Source organism: Pseudoalteromonas piscicida, from assembly GCF_002208135.1.
Taxonomy (GTDB): Bacteria; Pseudomonadota; Gammaproteobacteria; order Enterobacterales; family Alteromonadaceae; genus Pseudoalteromonas; species Pseudoalteromonas piscicida_A.
Genome location: NZ_CP021647.1, coordinates 779,051 through 805,033, shown reverse-complemented (window position 1 = coordinate 805,033; position 25,983 = coordinate 779,051). Strand labels below are relative to the sequence as shown.

Sequence of the window (25,983 nt, the reverse complement as noted above, 5' to 3'; positions counted from 1 at the left end):
CAAAACCTGAACACGAGATAACAACTTGTTCTCTAGCAGCTGTTATCCCTTACTACTGCGTTAAATTTGCTTGCAATAGGCCAGCTATTGACGCACAAATTTGCCTTGTATTAAGAAATAACTTCTGGCTAGAGTGATATTACGCTTTTGAACTTAGGTATTTTAGTGAATTAACTAACTTCTTATCCCGAGTTCAGGTTCAAAAGTTTGATGCGACTACTGCTATAAAGCGGATCTTTACACTTAAATTCACCGCCTAACTTCGCCCGCTTTAACACAATATTTAACCTGAAATGTTTCCCTGAAACGACTTTATCGGTATGTGGTGGTACTTCGCATCCAGTTGGAAACATTAGTAAATAACCTGAGGTTTGGATAAGATATGTTCTAACTGGTTGTTTTTAAACTAAAATAAAATTATTTCCTTATCTAGCCAGAGAGTTTTGGGGATAACAAGGCGAATTTACGTACTAATAGCTGGCTATTGGAAGTGAATTCAACGCAGTTAGCGCGAAAACTGGCTGCTAGAAAGGCATAGATTATCCGAAGCTCAGGTTAAATACATATCAAACTTAACTGGCCACATCGCGCTTGCTAGTAACATTTTTTGATAGCCGGACTGTTGTCTGCCAAGTTGCCAGCGAAAATACTTTGGTTTACTTTCCATAAATGCACACTTTAAGCTTCCCTATTATTGCGGTAGCGCTTTGTAAATAGAATACAAAGGAACAACACACTGCCACTCTTCTTGGGAGATAGAGTACACAGCAAGGTCAAAGCACTCGTTCCGATAAACACCTTCGCGACGTAATATACCATCAAAGTCCGCGCCCAACTTTTCTAGCTGCCGGCGTGCTATACTGTTACGCTTGTCGACTCGAAACTCCACAAGTGCCAACTTGAGATTATTCAAATACTCTGTCACCAGTACACAAAAAACCTTGTCATACAGGGCATCGTGGATGAACCAACTCTCTTCTACCAGCACTTTTTTAGCCGCAGAATCATCGAATTTAATTAAGATCATGCCGAGCATTTCGCGCGTTTGAGTTTGTCGCACACAAATGCAATGCTTTGATTTATCTTCAGTAGCTTGTAAAAAAGGTACTAGCACTCTTTGTTGTCGTAACTTTAATAACTCTTCGGCATCGTACTCATCACCATATCTAAGCGAAAACAGACGCTCCAACCGTTTATATTCCCCTATTCTTAACGTTCTCAAAGCAAACGCTGAGTCCGAAAACTCAACACTGATATCACTTATGGGGATGTCTTTTTCACCTGGTGGAACGATCATTGGCTTTTTTGAGTGGCGGATGCATAACTTAGATTATTACACCTATTTAAGCCTAAAAGCTATGCCAGTGACTTCCCATCAAACTCAAACGACAGATAGCCCGTAAAGAACAAGTACAACTAAAGTTAACGCAAAGCTAACTCGGATCCGCTTGAGCACGGTTTCATCTTTCAGCGTTTTAAAAATCACACCACCTAATGCCAACCATATTGTGTCGACCACTATCGCCACTACGTAGCACACGCTAGCGGCAAGTAGCGTAGCAACTAGATTTGAGCTTGCCGGCACCGAAGCCGTCGCAAAAATAGCGATACACGCAGCGTAGGCTTTGGGGTTGAGGAGGTTAAGAATAAACCCATCTTTAAAGCTCGGTAGCTGCGCACCTGCACTGCCAAGCGCCGCGTTGTTTGCTGCAATTTTATAGGCGACGTAAATTAAGTAGGCCGCTGCAAGCCACTTTAGCACGAGCGTCACCTGAGGCTGACTTACCAGCAATCCAGCCACTCCCGTAGCCGCACAGCTAACTGCGACTAACAATCCCGCCAAAATACCAGCTAAGAACGGAAAGCCATTTCTAACACCTTGACTCGCCCCCGTCGCAGCCAGCGCAAGTGGCGCAGGTCCGGGGGAGCCAAGTAACACTGCGGTTGTAACCGCTACCGAAAGTAAAGCTTCAAACATCATATCGTCCTTATAAATTACAAGTCTGCATGGTGGAAATCAAAGAAGAAGCCGAATGGCAGGCACACCTTCGCGACCGAGCAACAACTCGGGAGTTTTTTTATAGAGAATAAGGCTCTTGGGAACCAGAGCCTTTAACTTAGTATGGAGTTACGCCTCTGGGACGCGAACTCGGCCTTCCATTAGCACGCGAGCGCTGCGGCTCATGATGGCTTTTTTAGCTTGCCAACGGCCTGACTCTTGTAGTGCTTCAGCGCCAACCTTTAAGGTGCCTGACGGATGTCCAAAGGTCACTGAGTTTAGCTCACCACCACCAGCAGCTTCGTTAACTAGGGTGCCAGGAATTGCCGCTGCGGTTGCTATCGCCACAGCAGCAGTTCCCATCATCGCATGATGCAACTTACCCATAGATAACGCGCGAACGTTTAAATCGATGGTATTGGCTTCCACCGCTTTACCGCTCGATGCAGCATAAGATTTAGCGGGTGCAACAAAAGCAATTTTTGGGGTATGTTGGCGAACTTTCGCTTCGTCAATATGACCTATTAAACCCATTTTAACTGCACCATAAGCACGGATCTTTTCAAATCGCTCTAGTGCAGCTGAGTCTCCATTAATCGCTTCTTGTAACTCTGTACCTTCATAACCTAAATCGGAAGCACGGAAGAAAAGCGTTGGGATCCCGGCACTTATCATGGTCACTTCAAAGGTGCCTTCATCAGGCACAGTTAATGTATCGACGAGATTGCCCGACGGAAACATATCAACATCCGGGTCGCTTGGATCCATAAACTCAACAACCACTTCTGCCGCTGGGAAGGTTACGCCATCCAGTTCAAAGTCGCCCGTCTCTTGCACTTCGCCGTTACTGATAGGAATATGCGCCACTATGGTTTTGCTAATATTCGCCTGCCAGATTTTAACGACGGCGATGCCGTTCTCGGGTACTTTATTCGCGTCGACTAAACCATTACTAATCGCAAACGCACCCACTGCGGCCGTTAAATTGCCACAATTTCCGCTCCAATCGATAAAAGGTTTGTCGATAGCAACCTGACCAAAAAGATAATTCACGTCGTGGTCGGCTTTGTCACTTTTACTTAAAATCACCGTTTTGCTGGTACTGGAAGTTGCGCCGCCCATGCCATCGGTATGTTTACCATAGGGATCTGGGCTGCCAATCACACGTAACAGCAAATTATCTCGCGCTTCACCCGGTTGCTGAGCATACTCGGGTAAATCCGTTAAATTAAAGAACACCCCTTTAGAGGTGCCGCCACGCATATAGGTGGCGGGAATTTTAATTTGCGGCTTAAATTGGCTCATGGTTATACGCCTTCCGCTTCGAGGAAGTCTTGAGCGAAGCGCTGCAATACACCACCTGCAGAGTAAATAGACACTTCTTCAAAGGTATCTAAGCGACAAGTCACAGGCACCTCTACACGCTCACCACTTTGACGATTAATCACGAGAGTTAATGTAGCGCCAGGTGCAGGTTCACCTTCAACGTCATAGGTTTCTGTACCATCGAGTTCAAGCGTTTTACGGGTAGTGCCCGCTTTAAACTCAAGCGGTAGTACACCCATACCGATTAAGTTGGTACGGTGAATACGCTCAAACCCTTCAGCTACGATAACCTCAACTCCAGCTAAACGCACACCTTTTGCAGCCCAGTCACGAGACGAACCTTGGCCGTAATCTGCGCCAGCAACGATGATCAGCGGTTGTTTACGCTCCATATAGGTTTCGATGGCTTCCCACATTCTGGTCACTTTGCCTTCAGGCTCAACACGCGCCAGTGAACCTTGTACTACATCACCATTTTCCACCACCATTTCGTTTAATAGTTTAGGGTTAGCGAATGTCGCACGCTGCGCCGTTAAGTGATCACCTCGGTGTGTCGCGTATGAGTTGAAATCTTCCTCTGGTAAGCCCATTTTAGCCAAATATTCACCCGCCGCACTACTTGCCAAAATCGCATTCGATGGTGACAAATGGTCAGTGGTGATGTTATCGCCTAAAATCGCCAGTGGACGCATACCTTTCATGGTGCGCTCACTCGCGAGTGCCCCTTCCCAATAAGGAGGGCGACGAATATAGGTACTCGTTGGACGCCACTGATAAAGTGGGTCGTTGTCTTCACCATAGTCTACCGTGAGGTCAAACATTGGTTCATAAACGGCGCGGAACTGCTCTGGTTTTACGCTTTCTTTGATCACCGCATCGATTTCTTCATCGCTTGGCCAGATATCTTTAAGCGTGACCGGATTGCCGTCTTGGTCGCGACCTAAGACACCATTTTCAATATCAAAACGCACGGTGCCTGCAATTGCATAGGCCACAACCAACGGCGGTGAAGCTAAGAATGCTTGTTTTGCGTATGGGTGAATTCGACCATCAAAGTTACGGTTACCCGATAGCACTGCCGTTGAATATAAATCGCGGTCAATCACTTCTTGTTGGATTTTCGGATCAAGTGCGCCACTCATGCCATTACAAGTCGTACAAGCAAAGGCAACCACACCAAAACCGAGTTGCTCAAGCTCAGGTAGGAGCTTTGCCTCTTCCATATAAGAACGTACCGCTTTTGACCCCGGAGCAAAAGACGTTTTCACCCAAGGTTTACGAACAAGGCCTAGCTTATTGGCATTACGTGCCAGCAAGCCAGCGGCAACGACGTTACGTGGGTTACTGGTATTAGTACAGCTGGTGATCGCTGCGATGATCACCGCGCCATCTGGCATCAAGCCATCTTTTGGCGCTTCAATCTCTTTAACGATACCTTGATTAGCAAGGTCGTTAGTTGCAACGCGGCGATGCGGATTTGAAGGACCGGCAATATTACGAGTCACCGTTGACAAATCAAACTTAAGTACACGCTCGTACTGCACGTTTTCTAGCGAATCAGCCCAAAGCCCTGTCAGCTTAGCGTATTTTTCCACCAGCTTGATTTGCTCGTCGTCACGGCCTGTAAGCTTCAAATAATCAATGGTTTGCTCATCGATGTAGAACATAGCTGCGGTTGCGCCATACTCTGGTGTCATGTTTGAAATTGTCGCACGGTCACCTAAATTAAGGTCTTGCGTACCTTCACCAAAGAATTCTAAGTAGCTAGAAACTACGCGCTCTTTACGCAAAAACTCAGTGATTGCCAGTACGATATCCGTTGCGGTGATCCCCGGTTGGCGTTTGCCAATGATCTCAACACCAACAATATCCGGCAGTCGCATGTAAGAGGCACGACCAAGCATCACGCTTTCCGCTTCAAGGCCACCCACACCAACGGCAATAACACCCAGTGCATCAACATGTGGCGTATGGCTGTCGGTGCCAACAAGCGTATCAGGGAAGGCAACACCGTCGCGGGCTTGAATAACTGGCGACATTTTTTCCAAATTGATTTGGTGCAAAATACCGTTACCTGGCGGGATCACATCGACGTTTTTAAATGCCGTTTTGGTCCAGTTGATAAAGTGAAAACGGTCGTCATTTCGACGGTCTTCAATCGCGCGGTTTTTCTCAAATGCATCTTCTTCATAACCGGCGTGCTCTACGGCCAAGCTGTGATCGACAATCAGCTGAGTCGGTACGACTGGATTGACTTTTGCCGGATCGCCGCCTTTTTCAGCGATAGCATCACGCAGACCCGCAAGGTCAACTAGTGCAGTTTGACCCAAAATATCATGGCAAACCACGCGAGCAGGAAACCACGGAAAGTCCAAATCGCGACGACGCTCGATGATCTGTTCAAGATAATCATTGAGTTTTTCAGGCTCAGCGCGGCGTACTAAGTTTTCAGCAAGGACGCGCGAGGTATAAGGTAAAGTCTCGTAGCTACCTGGTTTGATAGCTTCTACCGCTTCTTTTGTATCGTAATAGCAAAGCTCAGAATCAGGTAAACGTTTACGGAATTGAGTATTCATAACAACTTCCAACAATCGGTGACGGAGAACAGGCGGTCATGGCGACCGCCAGAATAGATTCGAACAGTGTTCGATTAACGCTCAGAAATGGCAGGAACTGGGCGTAGCTCCTCGCCGGTGTATTCAGCCGATGGGCGAATGATACGGTTATCTGCGCGCTGCTCCATAACGTGTGCAGCCCACCCTGTTAAGCGTGACATAACAAAGATTGGTGTGAACAATTTAGTCGGGATCTTCATGAAGTTATAAGCTGATGCATGGAAGAAATCGGCATTACAGAATAGTTTTTTCTCGCGCCACATGACTTCTTCACAGCGCACAGATACAGGGTAAAGTACCGTGTCACCAACATCTGCCGCTAGTTTTTCAGACCAACGTTTGATGATTTCGTTACGAGGGTCACATTCTGAGTAAATAGCATGACCAAAGCCCATGATCTTCTCTTTACGCTCAAGCATACCCATCATTTCTTGCTCTGCGTGATCAGCCGACTCAAAGCGCTCAATCATTTCCATTGCGGCTTCATTTGCCCCCCCGTGAAGTGGACCACGTAGAGAACCAATCGCACCAGTAATACAAGAATGCATATCAGAAAGCGTTGAGGCACACACGCGCGCTGTAAAGGTCGACGCGTTAAACTCATGTTCTGCATAAAGGATAAGTGATACATGCATCACACGCTCATGTAGCTCACTTGGTTTCTCGCCGTGCAGTAAGTGTAAGAAATGTGCACCGATTGAGTCGTCATCCGTCTCCACATCGATACGAACGCCATCATGACTAAAGCGATACCAATAACAAATAATGCTTGGGAAACTTGCTAGCATGCGATCGGTTACTTTACCTTGTTCATCAAAGCTTGCTTCACCTTCAAGGTTACCAAGCATTGAACAGCCCGTACGTAATACGTCCATTGGATGTGCGTCAGCAGGAATACGTTCTAATACTTCTTTTAACGCCTGCGGCAAACCACGCATTGCTTTTAGTTCGCTTTTATAAGCGTCCAGTTCAGCTTGATTTGGTAAGTTACCTTTAAGGATAAGGTGCGCGACCTCTTCAAACTGACAATTTTCAGCTAGTTCCTTTACGTCGTAGCCACGATAAGTCAAACCTGAGCCCGACTTACCTACCGTTGATAGTGCTGTTTTTCCTGCTACTTGACCACGAAGGCCCGCGCCACTTAGTACTTTAGCCATATTATTGTCTCCTGAATTTTTTACCTGCTGGGTATTGATATTTTGTGCTGCTGAGCAACCCTCAGCAGCTTTAATTTTTTACTTATTTTTACCTTCGGCGAATAATGCATCGAGCTTTTGCTCATAATCGTGATAGCCAAGGTAATCATACAAATCCATACGGGTTTGCATAGTATCGAGTACCGCTTTCTGGTCTCCATTTTCTAAAATAGACTGATACACCAGCTCCGCCGCTTTGTTCATCGCTCTGAACGCACTCAATGGATACAGCACCATATCTACGCCCCACTCACCCAGCTCAGCTTTGTTCCAAAGTTCTGTCTTACCAAACTCAGTGATATTTGCGAGGATGGGCACATCAAGTGCTTCGCTGAATGCGCGATAGTGTTCTTCAGTTTGTACTGCTTCTGCGAAGATGCCATCAGCGCCTGCTGCAACATAGGCTTTCGCACGCTCAATTGCCGCATCTAACCCTTCTTGCGCAAACGAATCCGTTCTTGCCATGATAAAGAAGTCAGGATCGGTGCGCGCATCCACTGCTGCTTTAATACGGTCGATCATTTCTTCGGTCGACACAATTTCTTTATTTGGGCGGTGGCCACAGCGTTTTTGCGCTACTTGATCTTCCATGTGTACCGCAGCTGCACCTGCTTTTTCCATATCTCGGATGGTTTTTGCAATATTGAATGCACCGCCCCATCCAGTATCAATATCGACCATTAAAGGTAGATCACAAGCCGAGGTAATGCGACTTACATCTGCAATTACATCATTTAAAGATGTCATTCCTAAGTCAGGTAGCCCATACGATGCGTTAGCAACGCCACCACCAGAAAGATAGATAGCTTGGTGACCGATTTTCTTTGCCATCATCGCGCTATATGCGTTGATAGTGCCGACGATTTGAAGCGGTTTATTGGCTTTTAATGCTTCACGAAATTTTTTTCCTGCGCTCATGATGATCTTCTCTCTTAAAAGTGTGATTGATTGCTTGCTAATTTGGCTGCGATATTATTTTTAGAATATTGAATATGTCGACGCATCAGTATTTCTGCCAGTTCTGGGTCGCGGTTACTGATCGCGCGAACGATATGTTTATGCTCGTCAAATGCCGTGGTAACGCGAGGACCGGCCATCCCCAACTGCACACGATACATACGTACCAAGTGGTACAGTCCATTGACTAGCATAGAGATAAGGCTCGCATTTTTACTGCCCAGAATAATGCGGTAATGAAAGTCGAGATCGCCCGCTTCTTGATAATAAGAATGTTGGTTCTTGACTTCATCGAATTGACTCGACAACAAACCTTCTAAGTCTTGAATTTCAGCTTCAGTCATGTGTTGTGCTGCAAGTCTTGCCGCCATCCCCTCTAGCGCCTCACGGATCTGATAAAGCTCCATAAGGCCTTCTGGTGTGAGAGTAACAACGCGCGCCCCGACATTGGCTTTGCGCTCAACTAGGTGACATGACTCCAAGCGATTGATTGCCTCGCGGACAACCGCTCTGCTGACTTCATACTTTGTCGACAATTCCATTTCGCTGAGCTTAGAACCTGCTGTTATTTCACCTTCTACAATCTCCTTTCGCATGCGAAAGAATGCTTTGTCAGAAGAAGTAACCGCTTGCTCGTCAAAAAAGCTCATCATTAGTTAGCCAGTCTTAGTCATTTAAGTTGTAGACAATATAGTGCTGGTTGACGCAGACGTCAACCAGCCCCACCGCAAATTGTCGACAATTTCCAACATACGTAGTATTCACCATATTTATAGTTTGTGGCGAATAATCAGTTTGATGTATTTATTTCGACACAGTAGCAGCTAAGGATTAATTGCATCGATTAAAAATCAAGCATATTATGGAGATACCTTTATTTTGGCCTGAAGATCATGATGCGGTGTTTGCAAATAGTTATGCTTATCCTTTTGCTGCTAACCGGCTTAGCGCAGGCGAAAACCTATACCGTACTGGTCTATCACGGTGCCAATCCTCCTTACTATCTTGAAGAACAGGGAAAACCCAAAGGTATTTTTGTCGACATTTTTCAAGAGTTGGCAAAACTGACTTCACACCAGTTTGAGTTTATGCCACTCTCTGTCGCCAGAGGTCAACGCTATTTCGACCAAGGTAAAATAGATATTGAGCCTGGGATAAACAAATCGTGGCGGGCTGAAGCGGACGTTCCTGGGATTTACAGCATAGACTATGCCTTTTCAACAGAAGTACTGCTTGGTTATCAATCTCGCTGTGTGGGTAAACACAAGCCTGAGCAGTTTTACGGCGCATTAGTCGGTAAAGTAAGAGGGTATCGTTACGATAACTTTGAAGCCCATATAGGTAAGGACAAGATCGTGGTTTACGAAAATGTATCTGAGAAAGAACTGCTAGCACAGCTTGAGCATGAGCGTTTAGACTACATCATGATTGGGTCGGTGACAGCAGACTACTATATTTCGCAACAACCAAAGTATCGCAAATTTCAGTCCTGCTATGAAATAAGCCGATTACCTGTCCATATGCGCTTGCAGCCTCATCTGACTGAGTTACAAACAGAAATAAATATTGCCTTGCGACGAATGATTAATGACGGAAAAATAAAATCCATCTATGCTAAATATAGATTAACGCATTAACGGGTGGAGTATTTTAGTAATGACCAATGCTGTTGTTGGACGTCTACTACTGTTTATTTTGCTGATTAGCCCGTTGCCATTATGGGCGAAATTACAGGTTGTTACGGAACTTTCTCCACCCAATCAAACCATAGAAAACCACCAAGTTGCAGGCTCGAGTACCGATCTAGTCAAAGCGATTTTAAAAGCGGCTGAACTCGAAGGACAGTTTTCTATTTACCCTTGGGCTAGAGCTTTTAAATTAGCGCAGCATAACAAACATACCTTAATTTATAGCATCGCAAAGACACCCGCGAGAGAAGACAGTTTTCATTGGATTGGCCCCGTCGCTGTGTTTCATTTAGGGTTCGTTACCAATCGCTATCGCGAGGACATAAAAATCCAATCACTAGAGGATGCCAAACAATACAAAATAGCGGTTCAGCGTGGTGATATCGCCGAAGGCACACTTAAAGCACTCGGGTTTAACTTTGTTCAAACCAGCGACATCGAAAAGTCATATGAATTACTCGTCGCAAATCGCGTTGATTTAGTGATTGATGACCCGCGTTATATCAAGACCATGGCCATGGAGCTTAACCTTCCGGCTGACCACTTTACTTTTTTATACGATGTAGAAGCACTCTCGGTTAAAGGTTACCTTGCAACGAACAACCAATTACCAGCCGATATTGTCGAGCGCTTACGCATTGCGTTTGCAAAAGTGAGTAAAACACCAGCCTATCATAAGGTATTGGAGCTTTAGCTAATACCAATCACATTAATTCAAAGTACTTTCACTTATCCTGGTTTGTATGGACACGTTTAACCGTCGCTGTTTTCCATAAAAACCAATACCAAGCAAGTAGCTCATCTCAATAAAAAGAGATAACATTTCAGCCTAAACCTGCCGATTACAGTAACGATTAGAAAGGAAAAACAGTGATTGAACGAATTGACACCAAACAACGAATGAGCCGTATTGTAAAACACAATGGTACCATTTATTTATGTGGCCAAGTGTGTAAAGACGCCGAGCAAGGAATTAAAGAACAAACTGAAACCATGCTTGAGAAAGTTGATGAGCTACTTATTCAAGCAGGCAGCGACCGCAAACACATTCTTTCTGCGACAATTTATATTAAAGACATGAAGTATTTTGCAGCAATGAACGAAGTGTGGGATGCATGGGTGCCTGAAGGTTATGCACCAGCTCGCGCTTGTGTAGAAGCGAGCATGGCTCGTGATGCATTGCTTGTTGAGATTTCGGTGGTCGCTGCGGAAATCTAGTCTAAAGACATAAGCCTGATTTAGATAAGGCTTACCTTTACTCTGTCAGATTTGGTTTTTAGATATTGATCAAATCTGACAGCCGTATTTGACGCGGCAGTGTAAGGTGGTAATGATACCACCTAAAGTAGTGTCCGGATTTATTGAACCACAACAGTGGGTGTCTTTGGTTTATTGTTATGGCGCTGAACTCAAAGCTAGTTCTTGTATGTCAATTAGGTCAACTTCCCTACCCAATATTCGCTTATACTCTACGAGATGATGTACTGGAATAACTGGCAGTTCGATGTCTTGATAGTATTTTACCACTGACTCTGAAAAGTGGATTTCAAGCTCATGCCAAGAGCCATCTAGAGCCGACTGTATCTTCGTATTTTGAGATAAACCGATTTCAATTTTCTGATTTTGGTAAACCAACTGGAAATACTCTAGATCCCAACCGTACTCTGCATAATGACTTAACGGTTTAGATATGAACTGCGATACGCGAGCTAAGACCTTATTTGCGTCGGAGTTGTGGATATAAAGGTCTATATCAGCGATTTCACGACTGCCACCATGAATCGTTGCAGCTAGCCCACCGACAATTTGATACTCAACACCCTCAGAATCCAAGAGTTCTTTGAGCCATTTCAAGGCTACTTTCACTTTATTACTCATCTAATTCCCTTAGCTGAATTTTGCCCTGCGCCATAGACATAATGACTCCCACACGGTGTTAGCCTCCGCTTTTCGTGGGTTAGCTTAATTCAAAGCCAGAGCCATAATTAGTTTGTCAAATAACTAAACAGCAGAGGCTAACATGAATAAACATAGCACACTTTTTATCGCTCTTGATACACATAAAGAATTCAACGAAGTCGCCTATATTGAAGAACATAGAGGCGCAAACGCTGTTCACCTTGGCCGATTCTCCTCTTCCAAACTGGCCGTTCAAAAGCTCGTTCGCCAATTCGAATCTAAATACTCTGGCGCAACCCTTCACTTTGTTTATGAAGCGGGACCATGTGGTTATTGGATTTACCGATTAATTACCAGTCTTGGCCACTTCTGTTACGTGGTCGCTCCTTCGCTTATTCCTAAAAAGCCTGGCGAGCGTATCAAAACTGATAAACGCGATGCACTTAAGCTCGTAAAACTCCTCAAATCTGAAGACCTAACACCCATTTATGTCCCTGAGCCGGAAGATGAAGCCATCAGAGATTTATCTCGTGCTCGAGAAGTCGCCATGAAAGACTTAAAAGATGCTAAATATCAATTAAAAGCGTTGCTGCTTCGCAATAATATTAACTACAAAGGCACCGCAAATTGGTCGCAGAAACATTTACGTTGGCTCACTGAGCTAGTGCTTCCACATCCCGCACAGCACATTGTCTTACAAGAATTTCTGCAAACAATTACCGAGCGAATAAGCCGACTTGAACGACTAGATAATGAACTGACACATCACGTTCATCAGTGGCGTTATTACCCCGTAGTTAAAGCAATACAAGCTATGCGTGGTGTTCGCTTATTAGTCGCAACTGGCGTTGTCGCTGAGCTAGGAGACTTATCGCGCTTCGACCATCCCCGTAAATTAATGAGTTATCTTGGTCTTGTGCCCAGTGAACACTCAAGTGGTGGCAAACGCCATATTGGCGCCATCACAAAATGCGGAAATGGCCGAGCAAGGCGCCTCCTTGTCGAGGGCGCGCATACATATCGCTATGCAGCAAATATATCGACAGATATGCAAAAACGACAAGAAGGTTTGCCAAAGAACATTATTGATATTGCCTGGAAAGCACAGCTTAGGCTCTGCAAGCGTTATAAAAAGATGATAGCCAAAGGTAAACATTACAACCTTGTTGTCACTGCAATTGCCCGAGAAATGATTGCGTACATATGGGCAATCGCTAAAGAAGTGGTGCTTACGCCTGTGAATACAAAACTGAGATTGGCAAGAGTACCCGCATGAGAAACGAATTAGAGTTGATGCATGGGATCAAGCATCGGGTGTGGCACAACCACCGACGGCGTTAGGATGGCAATGCAGCTAACGCTGCATTGAACCACGAACATAGACTGAAGACAGGTGCCACGACGAACTAAGTAAGGTCTGCTCTGTTACTAGAAATAGTAATAACCAACGAATATCAGCAAAATAACCGACGACATTACTTGCTTCATCCTATGTATTAACTCGCTCTAATTCGAGTTGAAATAGTTATGGCTTAAAAAGTTAGGCGGGATCAGTGCGTTTAACTTGACAGTGGGAGTCATACCAACGCCGCGTTAAACGGCAGAGTAATGCTTGCTAAAATGTGAAGCGAAGCGGAACCGAGCAAGCGTTACGGTGTCCGACTTTTTTAACGCCTTGTTAGAAGCCGCCTCTTCGTTGTTCTTTTGAGGGATCATGTGGCTTTACATTGCCCCCTTGCGTAGCTTTATTTACGTACCCTAAATCAGTTTCAATTTCTACTTGAACCAAGTATGGTTTGCCCAATGAAGAGCGCCAGTAGTGATATTTTTCCTGATATTCTTGATTAAAGCTAAACTTAGCTGAAACTGACTTAATCCATTCATTTGGGAGCTTATGTGCGTTAAGCATTCGGTTCATTTCAGACTTCATCGATTGGCACATATCAGCTAATAAAGGTGAACTGATGTCGCCCCTGTAGTTTATTAAGTCTAGCGAAATAGTATCAACTCCATGTTCTTGCGCTAGCAGAAATAACTGACCTACGGCCCAATAGCCTAAATAATCATTATTTCGACCACTCAGTAATTCTGCGAGATTTTTCACAATCCCTTTAAATTCTCTACGACGAGGCATAAGTTCTCATAGGCTTCTAACGCCGCCGTAAGAGGCGGAAAATGCTTGGCTATAATTGGCGACGAAGGAGCGAAAGCCAAGCTTTTTACGTCCTTCTTGACGGCTTTGTTAAGCGCTTATTCTCCATCATCCCACGAGTTAAGAAAATCAGCTAAAACATCGCCGTGACAAGCTTCTGGTTTGCAAAAACAACCCAGCCTTTTTCCTTTGAGCTTGAATACTTCTGATTTTTCTTTATTTGGAAACTTTTCATAATCAAAGTCATATTTGAACTTACGGATAACTTCTTCTCGGCTTTCGCCTTCTTCGTGCATCGAATAAGGATTTCCCCAATATGATCCTCTACCTATATATTCATAGTTGGGAGTGCTTTTTTCATTCTGATATTCTGTTTCTCTTTTAATATTTATAACGCGTGTAATGGATATCTTTATTCGCCTAATCGGCTTCCCACTAGCTTTTAACTTTATTGTTTCTTCTAGGAATTCCTCACCATCATCAAAAATCAACGCATGAGTGATATTGTCATCTTCCCACGTATCTTGTTTTCTGCACAACACGCCGAAATCATGACAATACTTTTCAATAAAGCCATTAGGGTCTTGATAGTAAATGAATATACATTCATCTAGATTGGATGTGATCTTTTCAACCTTTCTAACGAACTTGGTGTAACAATTAAAAAGAGCTGGATAAAGTAATAATACATTTGCCATTAGAATAAGTGCTTAACTTTTAGGTCTAAATCAGAATGTTCATTAAGATATTCCACTACCAACCTTCTATGGCACAAGTGTGGTTCGTGCTCGCTGCATAACAAACAGCCATGATCTAGCAGCGCTGGCTTCACAGATTTTTCAATATTCCTTTGGCTCATCAAATTTATGAATTTGTCTTCATAAATTTCCCAAGTCATATCACCTTTCTTATAGGCATTTAATATATCCTTTGTCGGTGCCATTTCCGGTAAATGAACATAATCCGTACTGCACAGCTCTTTCAAAAAGAACTTTAGGTCATCTCTTTTTGCAAATCCTGCCAACTGAGAAACGTTATTCAAACGCACATCAATTAAAGTCTTTACATTTTCCCCCCTCAAAAAGTTGAAAAATGTTTCAGCATTCTTCTTTGTAAATCCGATCGTATAGATGTCAATGTCACGATCCATAGCTTCTAATCTCCTCATGAAAATCTGGAAACGAATAAATTCCATTAACCTGAAGCCAATAGCCATTCCTGTCGCCAACTTCCCATACCCTGCTGAGTCCTACTCTTAGGTAGATCGAATCCTGCTGGCTAATTAAATCTGTAACCTCGTTAAGCCTGCCATCATCCTGATGAGCTTTAGCATAGTCATGAAAGCCTCTGTCTGTAATAGATAAGTAACTGTATCTGTGTCCGCTATTATCAGTAAATGTTGCCTTTACCTTTCCGGGCTTGTATTGATCTTCATGAATTGTTAATTGATGAGGGGCGATTTTAATAGTTATTATCGAGCAGTTCGCCTCTTGATCGTGTGGAATGTGCTTTTGATTAACATCGAAATCAAAACCGAAACCATCTGAAACAGAATCACTTAATGAATTCTCTAAGATTTGAAGGAATTGATCGCCACTACATGCCCCATGAAAATTTAGATTTGAATAGTTTGCATCCTCTATATGAGGATTTTCTCTATTTGGTTGTAGGCTAAGGTTCCCTTTGAGGATTGCTCCTGGATGAATGCCTAGCTCCTGACATCTTGAGCTTTTCAAGTAAGGCATTGGTCGTAAGCATTCGCCCGTATTTACATCAATAACCGCAGTACAGACATTTTCACCGTTAGAGAATCTAGTTAGGTCTGTGATTATTACTTCTCTCATATTTACTCCTTGAGGTTGATGCTTACTTGCGCTTAACAGCTTATTAGCATGAATTCCTGAATATCTCACTTATCCACAAGAGAAATGAATACAACATTCAAGCTAACTTTATTTAATATTTTTAGTAAGTTACCAGCCAAACTTTGTCATTTCAACATGCAAATTACCTGAAAAAACGAGTTGGGACTTATCCGAGCCACAAATTGGCTCGCTAAGAACAAGTTGCAAATAGCTAACATATTAAAAATACTCAGTTTTAAATGGCACTTACGAGATATCCGAGCCTTTTTATTTCTCGTTATTGATCTTTTCTTAAAACATTAGGCAGCTTACCTTGCAATTTTGTTACCTGTCACTTATAACTGTATAAATAAACAGTGAACAAAGAATTCAAAATGCCTAAATCACCATTTTTAGAGTTTGTTAGGCTAGAGCTTAGAACAAAACGCTATAGCATCAGAACAGAGAAGTCCTACCTATTTTGGATTAAGTCCTACATTTTGTTTAATGATAAAAAGCACCCTGAGCAAATGGGCAATCAAGAAATTGAGCGTTTTTTAAACCACCTTGCGGTCAACAAGCAAGTTAGTAGCGCAACGCAAAACCAAGCGTTGTGTGCCCTTATTTTTTTATATCGCTATGTGATACAGCGGGAAATTCAAGGGTTAAAATACACGCTAACTAAAAAAGAGCAAGCAATCCCATGTGTACTAACTCATGAAGAGGCAATGATGATTATCTCTAAGCTACATGGCAAGTATCAATTAGTCGCATCTCTTCTTTATGGTTGTGGGCTCAGAATAAACGAAGCCTTACACCTGAGAATAATACCAATTAGCTTAATTAAGTGATCTATTTTGAGGCGAGAAAATCTTGTCGATAGCTAGGCGAAAATTTTGCTATTTAGTTGTTCTAAATGAGAAATTTTTAACGCAGTTAGCGTCAGATTTGTTCCTTCAAATTGAGCAAGTATTAAGACTAATTGGTATAAAAGATATCAACTTTACTAATAGCACTCTATTTGTATTTAGAGGAAAGGGCAAAAAAGACCGATATACGCTGCTGCCCAAGTCATTGCATTCGCAATTAACGGCGCAAATCGAATATGCAACCATGGTACATCAGCAAGATATAAAAGCGGGCTTTGGTTTTACATCTTTGCCTGTATCTCTTATCAAAAAATATAAAAATGCAGCTAAAGATCTTTCATGGCAGTACCTTTTTCCTTCCACTACTCGCTGTCAGCACCCCATGATGGCTATATTTGCCGGCATCACATACACGAAACCGCTTTTAGAAAACAGCTAAGGAGCGCTGTTAAGCAATGCAATATCCCAAAACAAGTTAAAGCTCATACTTTCCGACACACGTTTGCAACACAACTATTAATCAACGGAACCGATATCAGAACTGTTCAGGAGCTTTTGGGCCACACTGATATTCGTACAACTGAAAGATATACTCATGTTATTGGCACAAGATTTGGCACCACCCTCAGCCCACTGGAGAAACTTTAAAACTTCATAAACTTCAAGCACTTATCTACTTAAGTACTTGCTTTCTTCACAAACTTCGCTGTCACCATCATTTCACCAACGCCATCAACCTTGCAGTCAAGTTCGTGGTCTTTTTTATCGAGCACGCGCCTTACCAAGGCCTTAGTGCCAATCTTAATGACTTGTGAGCTGCCTTTGATTTTTAAATCTTTAATCACAGTGACTTTATCGCCATCGGCCAATAATGTGCCATTGGCATCTTTTACTTGAATGTCGTCCTCGGTAGCAGTCGCGTTTGGATCCCATTCGTAAGCACATTCAGGGCATACTAGCTGACTTTGATCTTGATAAACATATTCAGAATTGCACTTGGGGCAAGGTGGTAAAGACATATATTGTCCATTCACTAATTCAATTTAAAGCACATAGTAATATCAACGTTCTGAATTTAATAGGGATAATGTCAACTCTTTCGATCCGAGACTTTAGGATGAGATTTTGGCACTAAAATTGCTGGCTAATAATCGTATTTAACCAAATGCATGGAAGGAATTCTCAATGATTATTAATCAATCTAATAATGTCAGTGCCGTATACTCTCAACTCGCACAACAGCAGTCCACGTCTCGACAAGATGAGAAACAGGAAGTAGTAGCCACAGATACTGTAGCAATCAGTGAGGCTGGCAAACAAGCGCACCAGAACTGGCAAAATATTGCCTCTAAATATGATGTAAATAATATTTCGGCTCAAGAAGCTCGCGCTATGTCTAAAGAGTTGTTTGAAGGGGGCTTATCAGTACTGGTCAAATGATGGCGATCGGTGCACCAACTTCTATGGTGGAAAATCCATCTCAAAAATACAATCTACTTAATGACATGAAGCATACTTTTAGTTTATCAAACTCGCTTTCAGCTCAAACCAAAGAGGCTAGAGCCAACTATTTAAATTCGATATCGATTTTGGAAAGGCTCAATAGTGAAAGAAAGGGACTAAATGGCTAAAATATTCTAGATAGGTGCATTTAGTATTATTCAAATGCACCTTAGTGTTTAGTTCAAATCAAACTAATTAATATAAAGTGAGTCGCTTGACGTACCAAATGGCGAAGCTGTTGAATTTGAAGAAACTTTAACTTGACCAGACTCTTGACCTGAGAAGTCCCAACCATACAACCAACCCGTGACAGTTTCCCCAACCGAACAACGGTGTAAATCGTTGCCACACCGAGCTTCACTCAATCCAGTTGATTTAGAGATCCCATTCATCACCGCATTATTCGGATTGCCATAACCAAACTGCCAAGCGTAGATAAATAGATAGCTGCCACCGTGGTTAGTTCCTGTAGAAAGTTGACTTTGTGAAATAGTCTGATCGCCGCCTAATTGCGAACGTACGATACCCAGCTCAAAATACGTGATCCCTTGAGCCGGTGCCATTGGCATGATCTCAGCACTACTCATTGAAAACTCATCTCTCGCAACAGGTGCATGCATAGCAAGTGGGGGTTGTTCAAAGTCTAGCGAATAGTAAGTAGTTGGGTTTTTCATCACACCTTGCTCGATATCTCCAGCAACAGCAGAAAATGCGGAAGTGAGCGTCAACATTAGTAGCATTGAATAGCTTTTTTTCTTCATCTTAATTATCCTTTTAAACACTTTTTAAGTTATCGATGCCAGTGATGTCAATTCGTTTTAACTTATACACATTAGCAAGCTATGGATAACACTTTCAAAATTAAAACAAGCTCTTAGGTTAATCTTGAAATGCATATGGCTTAGCAAAAATTAAAGCGTTATCTACTCAAAGATAGATAACTTCATTACGAGGATTGATATAAACCGCCGCTGGCAGTTACAAACATTAACACAAAAACAACACCAAACAACAAAACAAACCAATTAATTTACACTTTGTATTTATAACAAGATCTGAATCAAGTAATAAAAATGTCAAGCACGCTGGACATCAGTAGTGCTAATGCGTTGTAAAGTAGAAAAGAGATGAGTAATACTCAAAAACTAAAGCGATTATAGTTATTGACTGAGTGGAAAATTTTTTGATATTCAGGCACAAAAAAAGCAAGCCTTAGCTTGCTTTTTCTTCATCAATTAAGCGATTAAAGCTTAACGATGTTCTCAGCTTGAGGACCTTTTTGGCCATCAGTTACTGTGAATTCTACTCTCTCGCCTTCAGCAAGTGTACGGAAACCGTCACCTGTGATTGCGCTGAAGTGTGCGAACACGTCAGGGCCATTTTCTTGAGCGATGAAACCAAAACCTTTAGACTCGTTAAACCACTTAACGGTACCTGTAAGAGTGTTAGACATAATACTAATCCTGATATAAAAACAAAAACCAATGCTGCGCATTGATGAGCTATGCCCATGTGGGCGCATAGACCTAAATTTGTAGAGTGGATAAAACTTCAGGACGGTACTACTACAAGCAAACACTTATACAACAACGTAATGGAGATTTTAAAACACTGACTCAAATTCTGTCTATGAACATCATATAGGGATTCCACCCTAAGTCAATGTATTTTTAATCATCAATATGACTTGCTAATGACAAATATCAATATTTTTTTGGCTACTTTTTCAACCCCCTATTTTTAAACACATTATTCCCCTAACTCCCCGAAAATTCTAGAGATTGCAATAAAATATTCATAAAGCTATCGGTGCTTTTTTGTCTCTAATTCTCGAATTAATTGTACCACCTGATCCACGACCACTTGCGGGGCATTCATAGGTACGGTGTGGTCACTTCCATTAGCAATAATGAGCTCAGAATCACAATGTGATGCCAACGCTTCTTGTCCTTCTCGCCACGCTTTTACATCGCGCTGAGTTGGATCAAATGGTCTTTGGGCGACAATGACACGACACGGAATATTACTCGGAGCTTGATGCGCCCGAACACTCGCAACAGTTTCACTTAGCGCTTGCGTTTCACGGCGTAGTGCTTCACCGAAGGTATTCTCTGGCAGCGTGCTCAACGGCTTAAGTAACTTATCCTGCGCTAAGGCGTGGGTTTTATCGATGAAATAAACGGTCACTGGGTCAACATACAACAAGGCAGCTACTTGCTCAGGATAATAGGTAATGTAATTTTGCATCATATAGTATGCGTATGAATGACCGACATAAATAAACGGCGGCCGAATATCAAGCGTTCTTAACACTTCACGAAGATTATGATTATCCGTATCAACACTGTAGGCTCTGCGGCTAAGCTCGCTTTTACCATAACCCTCACGGTTATAGGCTACCAACGCATTGGGTACTTGCTGTGCGAGGCCTATCATAACTGCCGTCCAGTAAATTGCAGGCGCAGCTGAACCACTTTCAAAAACAATGGCAGGTTCATTGCCCGCAACATGATAAACCTGCAAAGATACTTTGTTCGCAACCACGATGTGCTCTTGAATATCGCGTTCAAGCGCCGCCTGTGCATAAGCATTATTAATCAGCAAATAACCCAATAAAGTTAGCATGCGATACATATCGTCTCCTTGATATCTATAAATCGACTCTAAAGTTAGCAGCTAGATGCATCATAAGCTAATGACATTTTTGCTGCATTTCCCCTCTTTTCAACAAAGTGAAAGCTGTACTTAAAACTCAAATTCCAATGCAAGTCTAAAGCTATGATCTTTGCCGGATTGGCTGATCTCCGAAATAAAACCCGCTTCCCATTTCAGCTGTTTTTGACCTTCGAATCTATGCAGCCCAATAAATCCAGGACCAACACCAAAAAAGTCTTCTCCCACATAAACTTCAATCGCTGGCTGAAAAGCACTATACAAGCGATAGCGCAGTTGCGCTCTAAACTCAGACTCCCACTCATCTTCAATATCTTTGCCCCACTCCCTCACCAAGAATGCATTCATGGTTAGGCTCGTGCGACCAAATTCCTTCTCAAATAAAAACCCAGCGGTCGCTTCATAGGCATCAAATTTATGGCGTTTTTCAAGCTCAAACAGCATGCCAATATCCGCCCAATAGCGCCCTTGTTCCACAAATTGCCAACGCGACTCTAACTCGTAAGCCGCCAAGTCAAAATTGCCTTCATCGTCGCGCTCACCAATAGCATAACCTTCAATGGTCATCGTCTCCGTGAGACTCCAACCAAGTCCTAAGCGCTGTGCCAACACATTCCCTTGCTCGGTTTGGCGAGATAGCAGTCGCCACTCCAACTCACGTTCAAGCGGCATCACATAAGGGTGATAAACTTTGTCCACCACCATGCCATCCGCTTTTGCGCTGAACGCCACAACCCCAAAAACACTCACCAGCAGCGCGAGTAAAACATTATTTCGCATGCGCTGTTCTCCAATATGTACACCCCAAGAACGTAATCAACGCGCCCCCAAATCCTGCAAGAGTCGCAGCGTTTGGTGTTGCTTCATACCCCACTAATACTCTAAGCACTCGACCAACAACACTGTGTTCATCCACGATTTGTCGCAGGTCTATTTCAAGTCTGGCTGCACTAATTAAGTCCACCTGAAGCGCCAAGTCCAATGCCATCGACACCTTACTCGCACCGTGTAAAGCCAATAACAACAGCAACAACCAAGGTAAGTGCTTACTCTTCACCCAATCTAGGAAAAAGAAGAGCAGAATAGAAAAACTCAAACAGATCCCCACACCGAGCGAGGTGCCAATGGCGAGGGTTTGACCGTCCGCGGGCTTTGAATAAGAAAACGCAAAGCTTGCCAAATGGTGCAAATACAATACCACTGCAAGCCCAAATGCAGTGGCTGCAAGTGTCGTATGCCCGGTGCGTTTTGTTGCGATCATTAAGCAGAATAAACTGAGTAACAGACCTATTTGCAGTAATTCAAACCCGCGATAATCAAAACTCGAGGCTATCTCCCCACCCAAAAACCATATGCCAAGGCAGCCGGTCAGTCCCGCACTTAACGCGATGATTGTTGTTTTAAGCGGTAAAGCTGCGTTAGTGCATTGCGCTAACAGTACCCAAAGTACAGTTACTGGTAATAATTGGTTTACGCTCACCACCACCACATTAAGAAGCATTGTTTGGCTCCTTCACGATTACTATGCCTTGTGCTGTGTTTGGTGAAAATTCGCCAAAGAAACTATATTCACCAGGTGCCAGCGGGCCGATATAGATGACACTTTTGCGGTTTGGAAAGAGCACTTTTTCACGATTAAGATCAAAACTGTCAAACTCTTCAACTTGAGGGTCTTGATTTTCGATGATGAGCTTTACTTTACGGTTTGCTGGCACCTCAATTTGTGCAGGTGTAAACAAATGATTCTTAAGAATAATGATGTAACTTTCTTCCGCCCACAAGGCGAAACTACAGGTCACCAAAGGCAATCCAAGCGCGAAAGACAGCGAAGAGAGCTTACTCCTTAGCATTCAGCCCCCTCGGTAAACTTACACAGACTCTGAGCCCGCCTAAATGACTGCGAGCAAAAGAGATATCACCATGATAAATTGCAATAATATGATTGACTATCGCCATCCCTAAACCTGCCCCTTTTTCCCCTGAAGGGTGTTTATCTCCACCAACGCGATAAAACCTGTCAAAAATTCGCTCTATTTCCGAATCAGACATACCACAACCCGAATCATCAATTTGCCATACAATCCGCTGCGAATGCTGCTGAATTTTTACTTCTATGTCACCTTCAATTGGCGTGTATTTAATCGCGTTACCAATTAGGTTAGAAAATAATGTGGTTAATGTGAACTCACAACCCTCTATGCTCGCTTCTGATGCCTCTAAGCTGATGTTTTGTGATTTTTGTTCAATCCTCGGATAACTGCTAGCAATCAAGTTTTGCGTTAATGCCACTAAATCTTGCCGCGTAAATTGCTTATGCCACAGTTCGGGCTCTGTACGCGCTAACGTCAGCATTTGCTCAACCACATGGTTTAGCTGCTCAAGCCCTTTTGACATAGCAATGGCACTGGGATGCTTAGTATCGTGCGTTAAATTATGCAGATGGATTTTTAAGCTTGCGATCGGCGTTTTTAATTCATGAGCGGCATCGGACGCAAAATAACGCTCTTTAAGATACGCGACCTCAACCTTTTGAAAGAGGTCATTTAGCGTCGCGATAACGATTGCCACTTCCGCTTTGTCGCTTCGCACTTCCAACTGCGTAAAGTCTTTGGGGTTACGTCGCCTAAGTTCTTTAGAAAGATCTCGTAAAGGCTTTAACGCCGTATAAATAATCCATGCAATAAACACAGCAAGAAATGGCATGATCACCACCAAAGGTGTCATTGCGGAGACAATCATCCCCTCGGCAAGCGCAAAACGCTTTTGTACCGGCTCTGCTACCAGTACTAGCCTGTCACCAAACACTTCACTAAAGGTTCTGAGTCTAGTCGCCCCCACATTTTGGGTGCTAAATCCGGCATGATAATTGAGCTTATTTTTGTACTTAGCAAGTAACTCGCTGCCTGCAACAACCTGATTGTGCTCAAGGACTAAAAAGTAAAATGCGCTGTTACCCGCACCACTAGGCAAGGTAGTCGCGGTGACTTGAGTATTAACGAGTGTTGCGATGGACTCTAAATGGCTGTCTAATTGTGCTTGTGCCATCGTCATGCTGGAGTGATAACCTCGTAGCAGCGCCATGGATGCGGTCAACACTAAAGCTGACACTAAAATTAGGGTCAACTTTCTTGTGATGGAAGCACCACCTAGCGAGCTTCTCGTGCCCACTAAGCCCCCTTGCCAACAACATAGCCAATACCACGCAGCGTTTTAATAAATCCGTCGGGCATTTTCTTGCGTAGATGGTGAATATGTACCTCAATAGCATTAGAACCCAATGCTTCACCCCAATCATAGAGCTTAGATTCTAACTGGGTTTTAGACAGTACACGGCCGCTGTTTTCCATCAGAGCTTTGAGTAGCATATATTCTTTACGAGGCAATTCTTGAGCGTTACCACTGACAAGCACTTCGTGACTGGCAAGATCTAACACCACGTCGTTGCAACTCAACGTGCTACTCGCCTGTTTAGTGAAGCGGCGACCAACCACCCGTAAACGCGCAAACAGTTCTTTAGGCTCAAACGGCTTAGCCAAGTAGTCATCAGCACCTAGATCCAACCCTGCAATTTTATCATCGAGACTATTTCTCGCCGTTAAAATGAGTACTGCGGTTTGCGATTTGGTTTTCCTTAGTGCCTTGAGCACCGCCAAACCGTCTCCGTCGGGTAGGCCTAGGTCAAGCACCACCAGCTCAAACTCGCCTGATTCAACAAAGCTTATTGCTTGTCTTTGCGTCGGCGCATGCTCGATGGCGTACCCTTCTTTTTTTAGTGATGCGATGAGCCCTTGTGCCAGTAGCTCATCGTCTTCTACGAGTAATAGCCTCATTTATTCCTTCTTTTTAGCTTTTTTTCGACTTTTGCCAGTAGCTGCGCCACTTCTTCTTGACGATATTCGTCCGCTTTTTCTCTGCCTGGACGACTTGGCGCATTCTGCGCTTTTTTCAAGTGCGCAAGCGCGGCACTATAATCACGTTCGTCATATAAAAACTGTGCATAGAAATAGTTTACATCAATTCCTGCCGGATTGATCGCTAATGATTCTTGGAACAGTTTTTTCGCCTTTTTATCGCTGCCAAACCCAATTGGCCAGCCTGGGACCTGCGCATAGAGCGTACCTAAGCTCGTTAATGCCGAACCAGACAGTGCGTTTTTGTCAAGCTCAATGGCTTTTTCGAATGAGGCTTTCGCATCTTTAGCAAGACCAAGCGCGCCCAAGCCTCCTTTCGCCCCAGCAAAACTCGACTGTACTATACCGCGCCAGATATAAGCTTCAGCGCGATCTGGGTATTGCTCTACAAACTTCATACACTGCTTTACCAATTCTTCAAATGCTTTTTCTTGGGCATCGCCTTTGGTTTCATAATTCACCATTGCCCATTTAGTTTGGACTTGGCTAAGATCGTCGTCAAATGCTGCCCAAGCACCTTGGCTGAATACCAGTAATGTTGCTGAAGCTAACAAGGTTTTTAGTGCGTTCATCGTAATGACTCCTTAGTGGAAAAAATGGTTTGGATGGTTTTCACTTTTTTGATTAAAGCGTTATCAACAAGCTCTGGTAGCAAACCATTGAGTCTCGCAAACAACCTTTCAGGGAAGCCAATGGCAGTGCGTCTGTTGTTGCTACGGAGCAATTTCATAAAAGCTTGGGCGACGACTTCTGGTGAGTCCATCTGACTGCCTAGCGCATGATTTACCGCCGTTGCGCGGTCGTCATTCATGTCAGTGGTGGTTGCACGAGGTGCAAGATATTTAACTGCTACTTGACCATCAAGCTCTCTTGTCAGTGCCTCTGTAAAACCACGCAGACCGAACTTGGTTGCGCAGTAACTGCTTTGATATGGAAAGCCGATAGAGCCAAACGCTGAGCCCACGTTAACTATGGTGCCATGACTGGAGATCAGTTGTGGTAAACACGCTTGGCTAACTAGCATAGGCGCCAATAAATTGGTCTCCATCTGCTTTTTCAAATCAGTTGGTAAAATGTCAGCAAACCCAGCCATCGCATTAATGCCCGCATTGTTGACGAGTAAGTCAGCCCCCCCATGGTCGCCGCTTTTCTCGCGATTTGTATCGCGGCATCATCAGCTGTGATATCTAGCGCAAGATAATCGTGCTCTCCTGATAACCCCGCTATCGCCTGCTTTAACTTTTCGCTATCTCGACCAATCAGCAAACAGCGCCAATTATGCATAGCCAACTGCTTGCTAATTGCCCGGCCAATCCCCGAGATGCCCAGTGATAACGGCAAGTTTTGTTGC

30 protein-coding genes and 2 pseudogenes are annotated in these 25,983 nt (G+C 43.5%); 8 read left to right on the top strand and 24 right to left on the bottom strand.

Annotated elements, in window-relative coordinates; all coding sequences use genetic code 11:
- Positions 1-182: 182 nt before the first annotated feature.
- The 8 genes and pseudogenes from B1L02_RS24825 to B1L02_RS22020 form a co-directional block, all read right to left on the bottom strand.
- Positions 183-362, bottom strand: a pseudogene (locus tag B1L02_RS24825) (hypothetical protein); the annotation flags it as partial.
- 329 nt (positions 363-691) lie between these two features.
- Positions 692-1,297 carry a GNAT family N-acetyltransferase gene (locus B1L02_RS22050; RefSeq protein ID WP_223192149.1) on the bottom strand — a complete coding sequence of 202 codons (606 nt, stop codon included), beginning with the start codon at positions 1,295-1,297 and terminating at the stop codon, positions 692-694.
- An 84-nt stretch (positions 1,298-1,381) separates the two neighbouring features.
- Entirely contained in the window at positions 1,382-1,981 is a 600-nt protein-coding gene (locus tag B1L02_RS22045) for a LysE family translocator (protein WP_223192150.1), read from the bottom strand.
- Positions 1,982-2,128: 147 nt separating this feature from the next.
- Entirely contained in the window at positions 2,129-3,304 is a 1,176-nt protein-coding gene (gene prpF, locus B1L02_RS22040; RefSeq protein WP_088532878.1) for a 2-methylaconitate cis-trans isomerase PrpF, read from the bottom strand.
- Positions 3,305-3,306: 2 nt separating this feature from the next.
- Entirely contained in the window at positions 3,307-5,901 is a 2,595-nt protein-coding gene (gene acnD, locus B1L02_RS22035; protein ID WP_088532877.1) for a Fe/S-dependent 2-methylisocitrate dehydratase AcnD, read from the bottom strand.
- Positions 5,902-5,975: 74 nt separating this feature from the next.
- On the bottom strand, positions 5,976-7,097 hold the full coding sequence (gene prpC / locus B1L02_RS22030; protein ID WP_088532876.1) for a bifunctional 2-methylcitrate synthase/citrate synthase: 1,122 nt from the start codon (positions 7,095-7,097) through the stop codon (positions 5,976-5,978).
- Between the two features lie 78 nt (positions 7,098-7,175).
- Positions 7,176-8,054 carry a methylisocitrate lyase gene (gene prpB, locus B1L02_RS22025; protein WP_088532875.1) on the bottom strand — a complete coding sequence of 293 codons (879 nt, stop codon included), beginning with the start codon at positions 8,052-8,054 and terminating at the stop codon, positions 7,176-7,178.
- Between the two features lie 14 nt (positions 8,055-8,068).
- Positions 8,069-8,743, bottom strand: a complete 675-nt coding sequence (locus B1L02_RS22020) for a GntR family transcriptional regulator (protein ID WP_174694595.1) — start codon at positions 8,741-8,743, stop codon at positions 8,069-8,071.
- A 267-nt stretch (positions 8,744-9,010) separates the two neighbouring features.
- Between B1L02_RS22020 and B1L02_RS22015 the strand changes: the two genes are divergently transcribed.
- From B1L02_RS22015 to B1L02_RS22005, 3 genes are all read left to right on the top strand, one after another.
- Positions 9,011-9,730, top strand: coding sequence for a substrate-binding periplasmic protein (locus B1L02_RS22015; RefSeq protein WP_088533141.1), 720 nt, complete (start codon positions 9,011-9,013; stop codon positions 9,728-9,730).
- Between the two features lie 19 nt (positions 9,731-9,749).
- On the top strand, positions 9,750-10,475 hold the full coding sequence (locus tag B1L02_RS22010) for a substrate-binding periplasmic protein (RefSeq protein WP_088532873.1): 726 nt from the start codon (positions 9,750-9,752) through the stop codon (positions 10,473-10,475).
- Between the two features lie 176 nt (positions 10,476-10,651).
- The gene (locus tag B1L02_RS22005; protein ID WP_088532872.1) at positions 10,652-10,999 is read left to right on the top strand and encodes a RidA family protein; all 348 of its coding nucleotides are present in this window, start codon (positions 10,652-10,654) and stop codon (positions 10,997-10,999) included.
- 177 nt (positions 11,000-11,176) lie between these two features.
- Here B1L02_RS22005 and B1L02_RS22000 read toward each other — a convergent pair whose 3' ends face one another.
- Complete coding sequence (locus B1L02_RS22000) at positions 11,177-11,659, bottom strand: MazG-related protein (protein WP_088532871.1); 483 nt, start codon at positions 11,657-11,659, stop codon at positions 11,177-11,179.
- A gap of 142 nt (positions 11,660-11,801) precedes the next feature.
- Between B1L02_RS22000 and B1L02_RS21995 the strand changes: the two genes are divergently transcribed.
- Positions 11,802-12,956, top strand: a complete 1,155-nt coding sequence (locus tag B1L02_RS21995) for an IS110 family transposase (protein WP_088532870.1) — start codon at positions 11,802-11,804, stop codon at positions 12,954-12,956.
- 402 nt (positions 12,957-13,358) lie between these two features.
- Here the strand turns inward: B1L02_RS21995 and B1L02_RS21990 are convergent, their stop codons facing one another.
- From B1L02_RS21990 to B1L02_RS21975, 4 genes are all read right to left on the bottom strand, one after another.
- Positions 13,359-13,814 (bottom strand): hypothetical protein, encoded by a 456-nt coding sequence (locus tag B1L02_RS21990; RefSeq protein ID WP_088532869.1) that lies wholly within the window; start codon positions 13,812-13,814, stop codon positions 13,359-13,361.
- Between the two features lie 116 nt (positions 13,815-13,930).
- Positions 13,931-14,530, bottom strand: a complete 600-nt coding sequence (locus B1L02_RS21985; RefSeq protein WP_088532868.1) for a DUF4326 domain-containing protein — start codon at positions 14,528-14,530, stop codon at positions 13,931-13,933.
- Entirely contained in the window at positions 14,530-14,982 is a 453-nt protein-coding gene (locus tag B1L02_RS21980) for a DUF488 family protein (RefSeq protein WP_223192151.1), read from the bottom strand. Before B1L02_RS21980 ends, B1L02_RS21985 begins: the two co-directional genes overlap by 1 nt.
- Complete coding sequence (locus B1L02_RS21975; protein ID WP_088532867.1) at positions 14,972-15,676, bottom strand: dual OB domain-containing protein; 705 nt, start codon at positions 15,674-15,676, stop codon at positions 14,972-14,974. Before B1L02_RS21975 ends, B1L02_RS21980 begins: the two co-directional genes overlap by 11 nt.
- Before the next feature lie 395 nt (positions 15,677-16,071).
- On the opposite strand from B1L02_RS21975, the gene B1L02_RS21970 reads away from it, so the two are divergent.
- The 3 genes from B1L02_RS21970 to B1L02_RS24820 are packed head-to-tail and all read left to right on the top strand — an operon-like array spanning position 16,072 to position 17,193.
- Positions 16,072-16,527 (top strand): phage integrase N-terminal SAM-like domain-containing protein, encoded by a 456-nt coding sequence (locus B1L02_RS21970; protein WP_088532866.1) that lies wholly within the window; start codon positions 16,072-16,074, stop codon positions 16,525-16,527.
- 22 nt (positions 16,528-16,549) lie between these two features.
- Positions 16,550-16,984, top strand: coding sequence for a hypothetical protein (locus B1L02_RS21965; RefSeq protein ID WP_223192217.1), 435 nt, complete (start codon positions 16,550-16,552; stop codon positions 16,982-16,984).
- On the top strand, positions 16,885-17,193 hold the full coding sequence (locus tag B1L02_RS24820; RefSeq protein WP_223192153.1) for a tyrosine-type recombinase/integrase: 309 nt from the start codon (positions 16,885-16,887) through the stop codon (positions 17,191-17,193). The genes B1L02_RS21965 and B1L02_RS24820 overlap by 100 nt, the downstream gene beginning before the upstream one ends.
- 29 nt (positions 17,194-17,222) lie before the next feature.
- Here B1L02_RS24820 and B1L02_RS21960 read toward each other — a convergent pair whose 3' ends face one another.
- Positions 17,223-17,564 carry a zinc ribbon domain-containing protein YjdM gene (locus B1L02_RS21960; protein WP_088532865.1) on the bottom strand — a complete coding sequence of 114 codons (342 nt, stop codon included), beginning with the start codon at positions 17,562-17,564 and terminating at the stop codon, positions 17,223-17,225.
- A gap of 166 nt (positions 17,565-17,730) precedes the next feature.
- On the opposite strand from B1L02_RS21960, the gene B1L02_RS24815 reads away from it, so the two are divergent.
- Positions 17,731-17,985: a hypothetical protein gene (locus B1L02_RS24815; protein ID WP_223192154.1), complete on the top strand. Its 255-nt coding sequence runs from the start codon at positions 17,731-17,733 to the stop codon at positions 17,983-17,985.
- A gap of 254 nt (positions 17,986-18,239) precedes the next feature.
- On the opposite strand, the gene B1L02_RS21950 is transcribed toward B1L02_RS24815, so the two are convergent.
- From B1L02_RS21950 to B1L02_RS21905, 10 genes and pseudogenes are all read right to left on the bottom strand, one after another.
- Positions 18,240-18,809: a DUF4879 domain-containing protein gene (locus B1L02_RS21950; protein ID WP_223192155.1), complete on the bottom strand. Its 570-nt coding sequence runs from the start codon at positions 18,807-18,809 to the stop codon at positions 18,240-18,242.
- A 482-nt stretch (positions 18,810-19,291) separates the two neighbouring features.
- Positions 19,292-19,501, bottom strand: coding sequence for a cold-shock protein (locus B1L02_RS21945; RefSeq protein WP_088532864.1), 210 nt, complete (start codon positions 19,499-19,501; stop codon positions 19,292-19,294).
- 350 nt (positions 19,502-19,851) lie between these two features.
- Positions 19,852-20,682, bottom strand: coding sequence for an alpha/beta fold hydrolase (locus B1L02_RS21940; protein WP_088532863.1), 831 nt, complete (start codon positions 20,680-20,682; stop codon positions 19,852-19,854).
- Between the two features lie 111 nt (positions 20,683-20,793).
- A complete protein-coding gene (locus B1L02_RS21935; protein WP_088532862.1) occupies positions 20,794-21,501 on the bottom strand; it encodes a hypothetical protein in 708 nt (235 codons plus the stop codon).
- Positions 21,491-22,222: a hypothetical protein gene (locus B1L02_RS21930; RefSeq protein WP_088532861.1), complete on the bottom strand. Its 732-nt coding sequence runs from the start codon at positions 22,220-22,222 to the stop codon at positions 21,491-21,493. Before B1L02_RS21930 ends, B1L02_RS21935 begins: the two co-directional genes overlap by 11 nt.
- Entirely contained in the window at positions 22,212-22,571 is a 360-nt protein-coding gene (locus tag B1L02_RS21925; RefSeq protein ID WP_088532860.1) for a cupredoxin domain-containing protein, read from the bottom strand. Before B1L02_RS21925 ends, B1L02_RS21930 begins: the two co-directional genes overlap by 11 nt.
- The gene (locus tag B1L02_RS21920) at positions 22,558-23,889 is read right to left on the bottom strand and encodes a sensor histidine kinase (RefSeq protein ID WP_088532859.1); all 1,332 of its coding nucleotides are present in this window, start codon (positions 23,887-23,889) and stop codon (positions 22,558-22,560) included. Before B1L02_RS21920 ends, B1L02_RS21925 begins: the two co-directional genes overlap by 14 nt.
- Positions 23,889-24,551 carry a response regulator gene (locus tag B1L02_RS21915; RefSeq protein WP_088532858.1) on the bottom strand — a complete coding sequence of 221 codons (663 nt, stop codon included), beginning with the start codon at positions 24,549-24,551 and terminating at the stop codon, positions 23,889-23,891. Before B1L02_RS21915 ends, B1L02_RS21920 begins: the two co-directional genes overlap by 1 nt.
- Entirely contained in the window at positions 24,548-25,204 is a 657-nt protein-coding gene (locus B1L02_RS21910) for a tetratricopeptide repeat protein (RefSeq protein ID WP_088532857.1), read from the bottom strand. Before B1L02_RS21910 ends, B1L02_RS21915 begins: the two co-directional genes overlap by 4 nt.
- Positions 25,201-25,916: pseudogene (locus B1L02_RS21905) on the bottom strand (SDR family oxidoreductase). The gene B1L02_RS21910 and the pseudogene B1L02_RS21905 overlap by 4 nt, the downstream one beginning before the upstream one ends.
- Between the last annotated feature and the right edge of the window lie 67 nt (positions 25,917-25,983).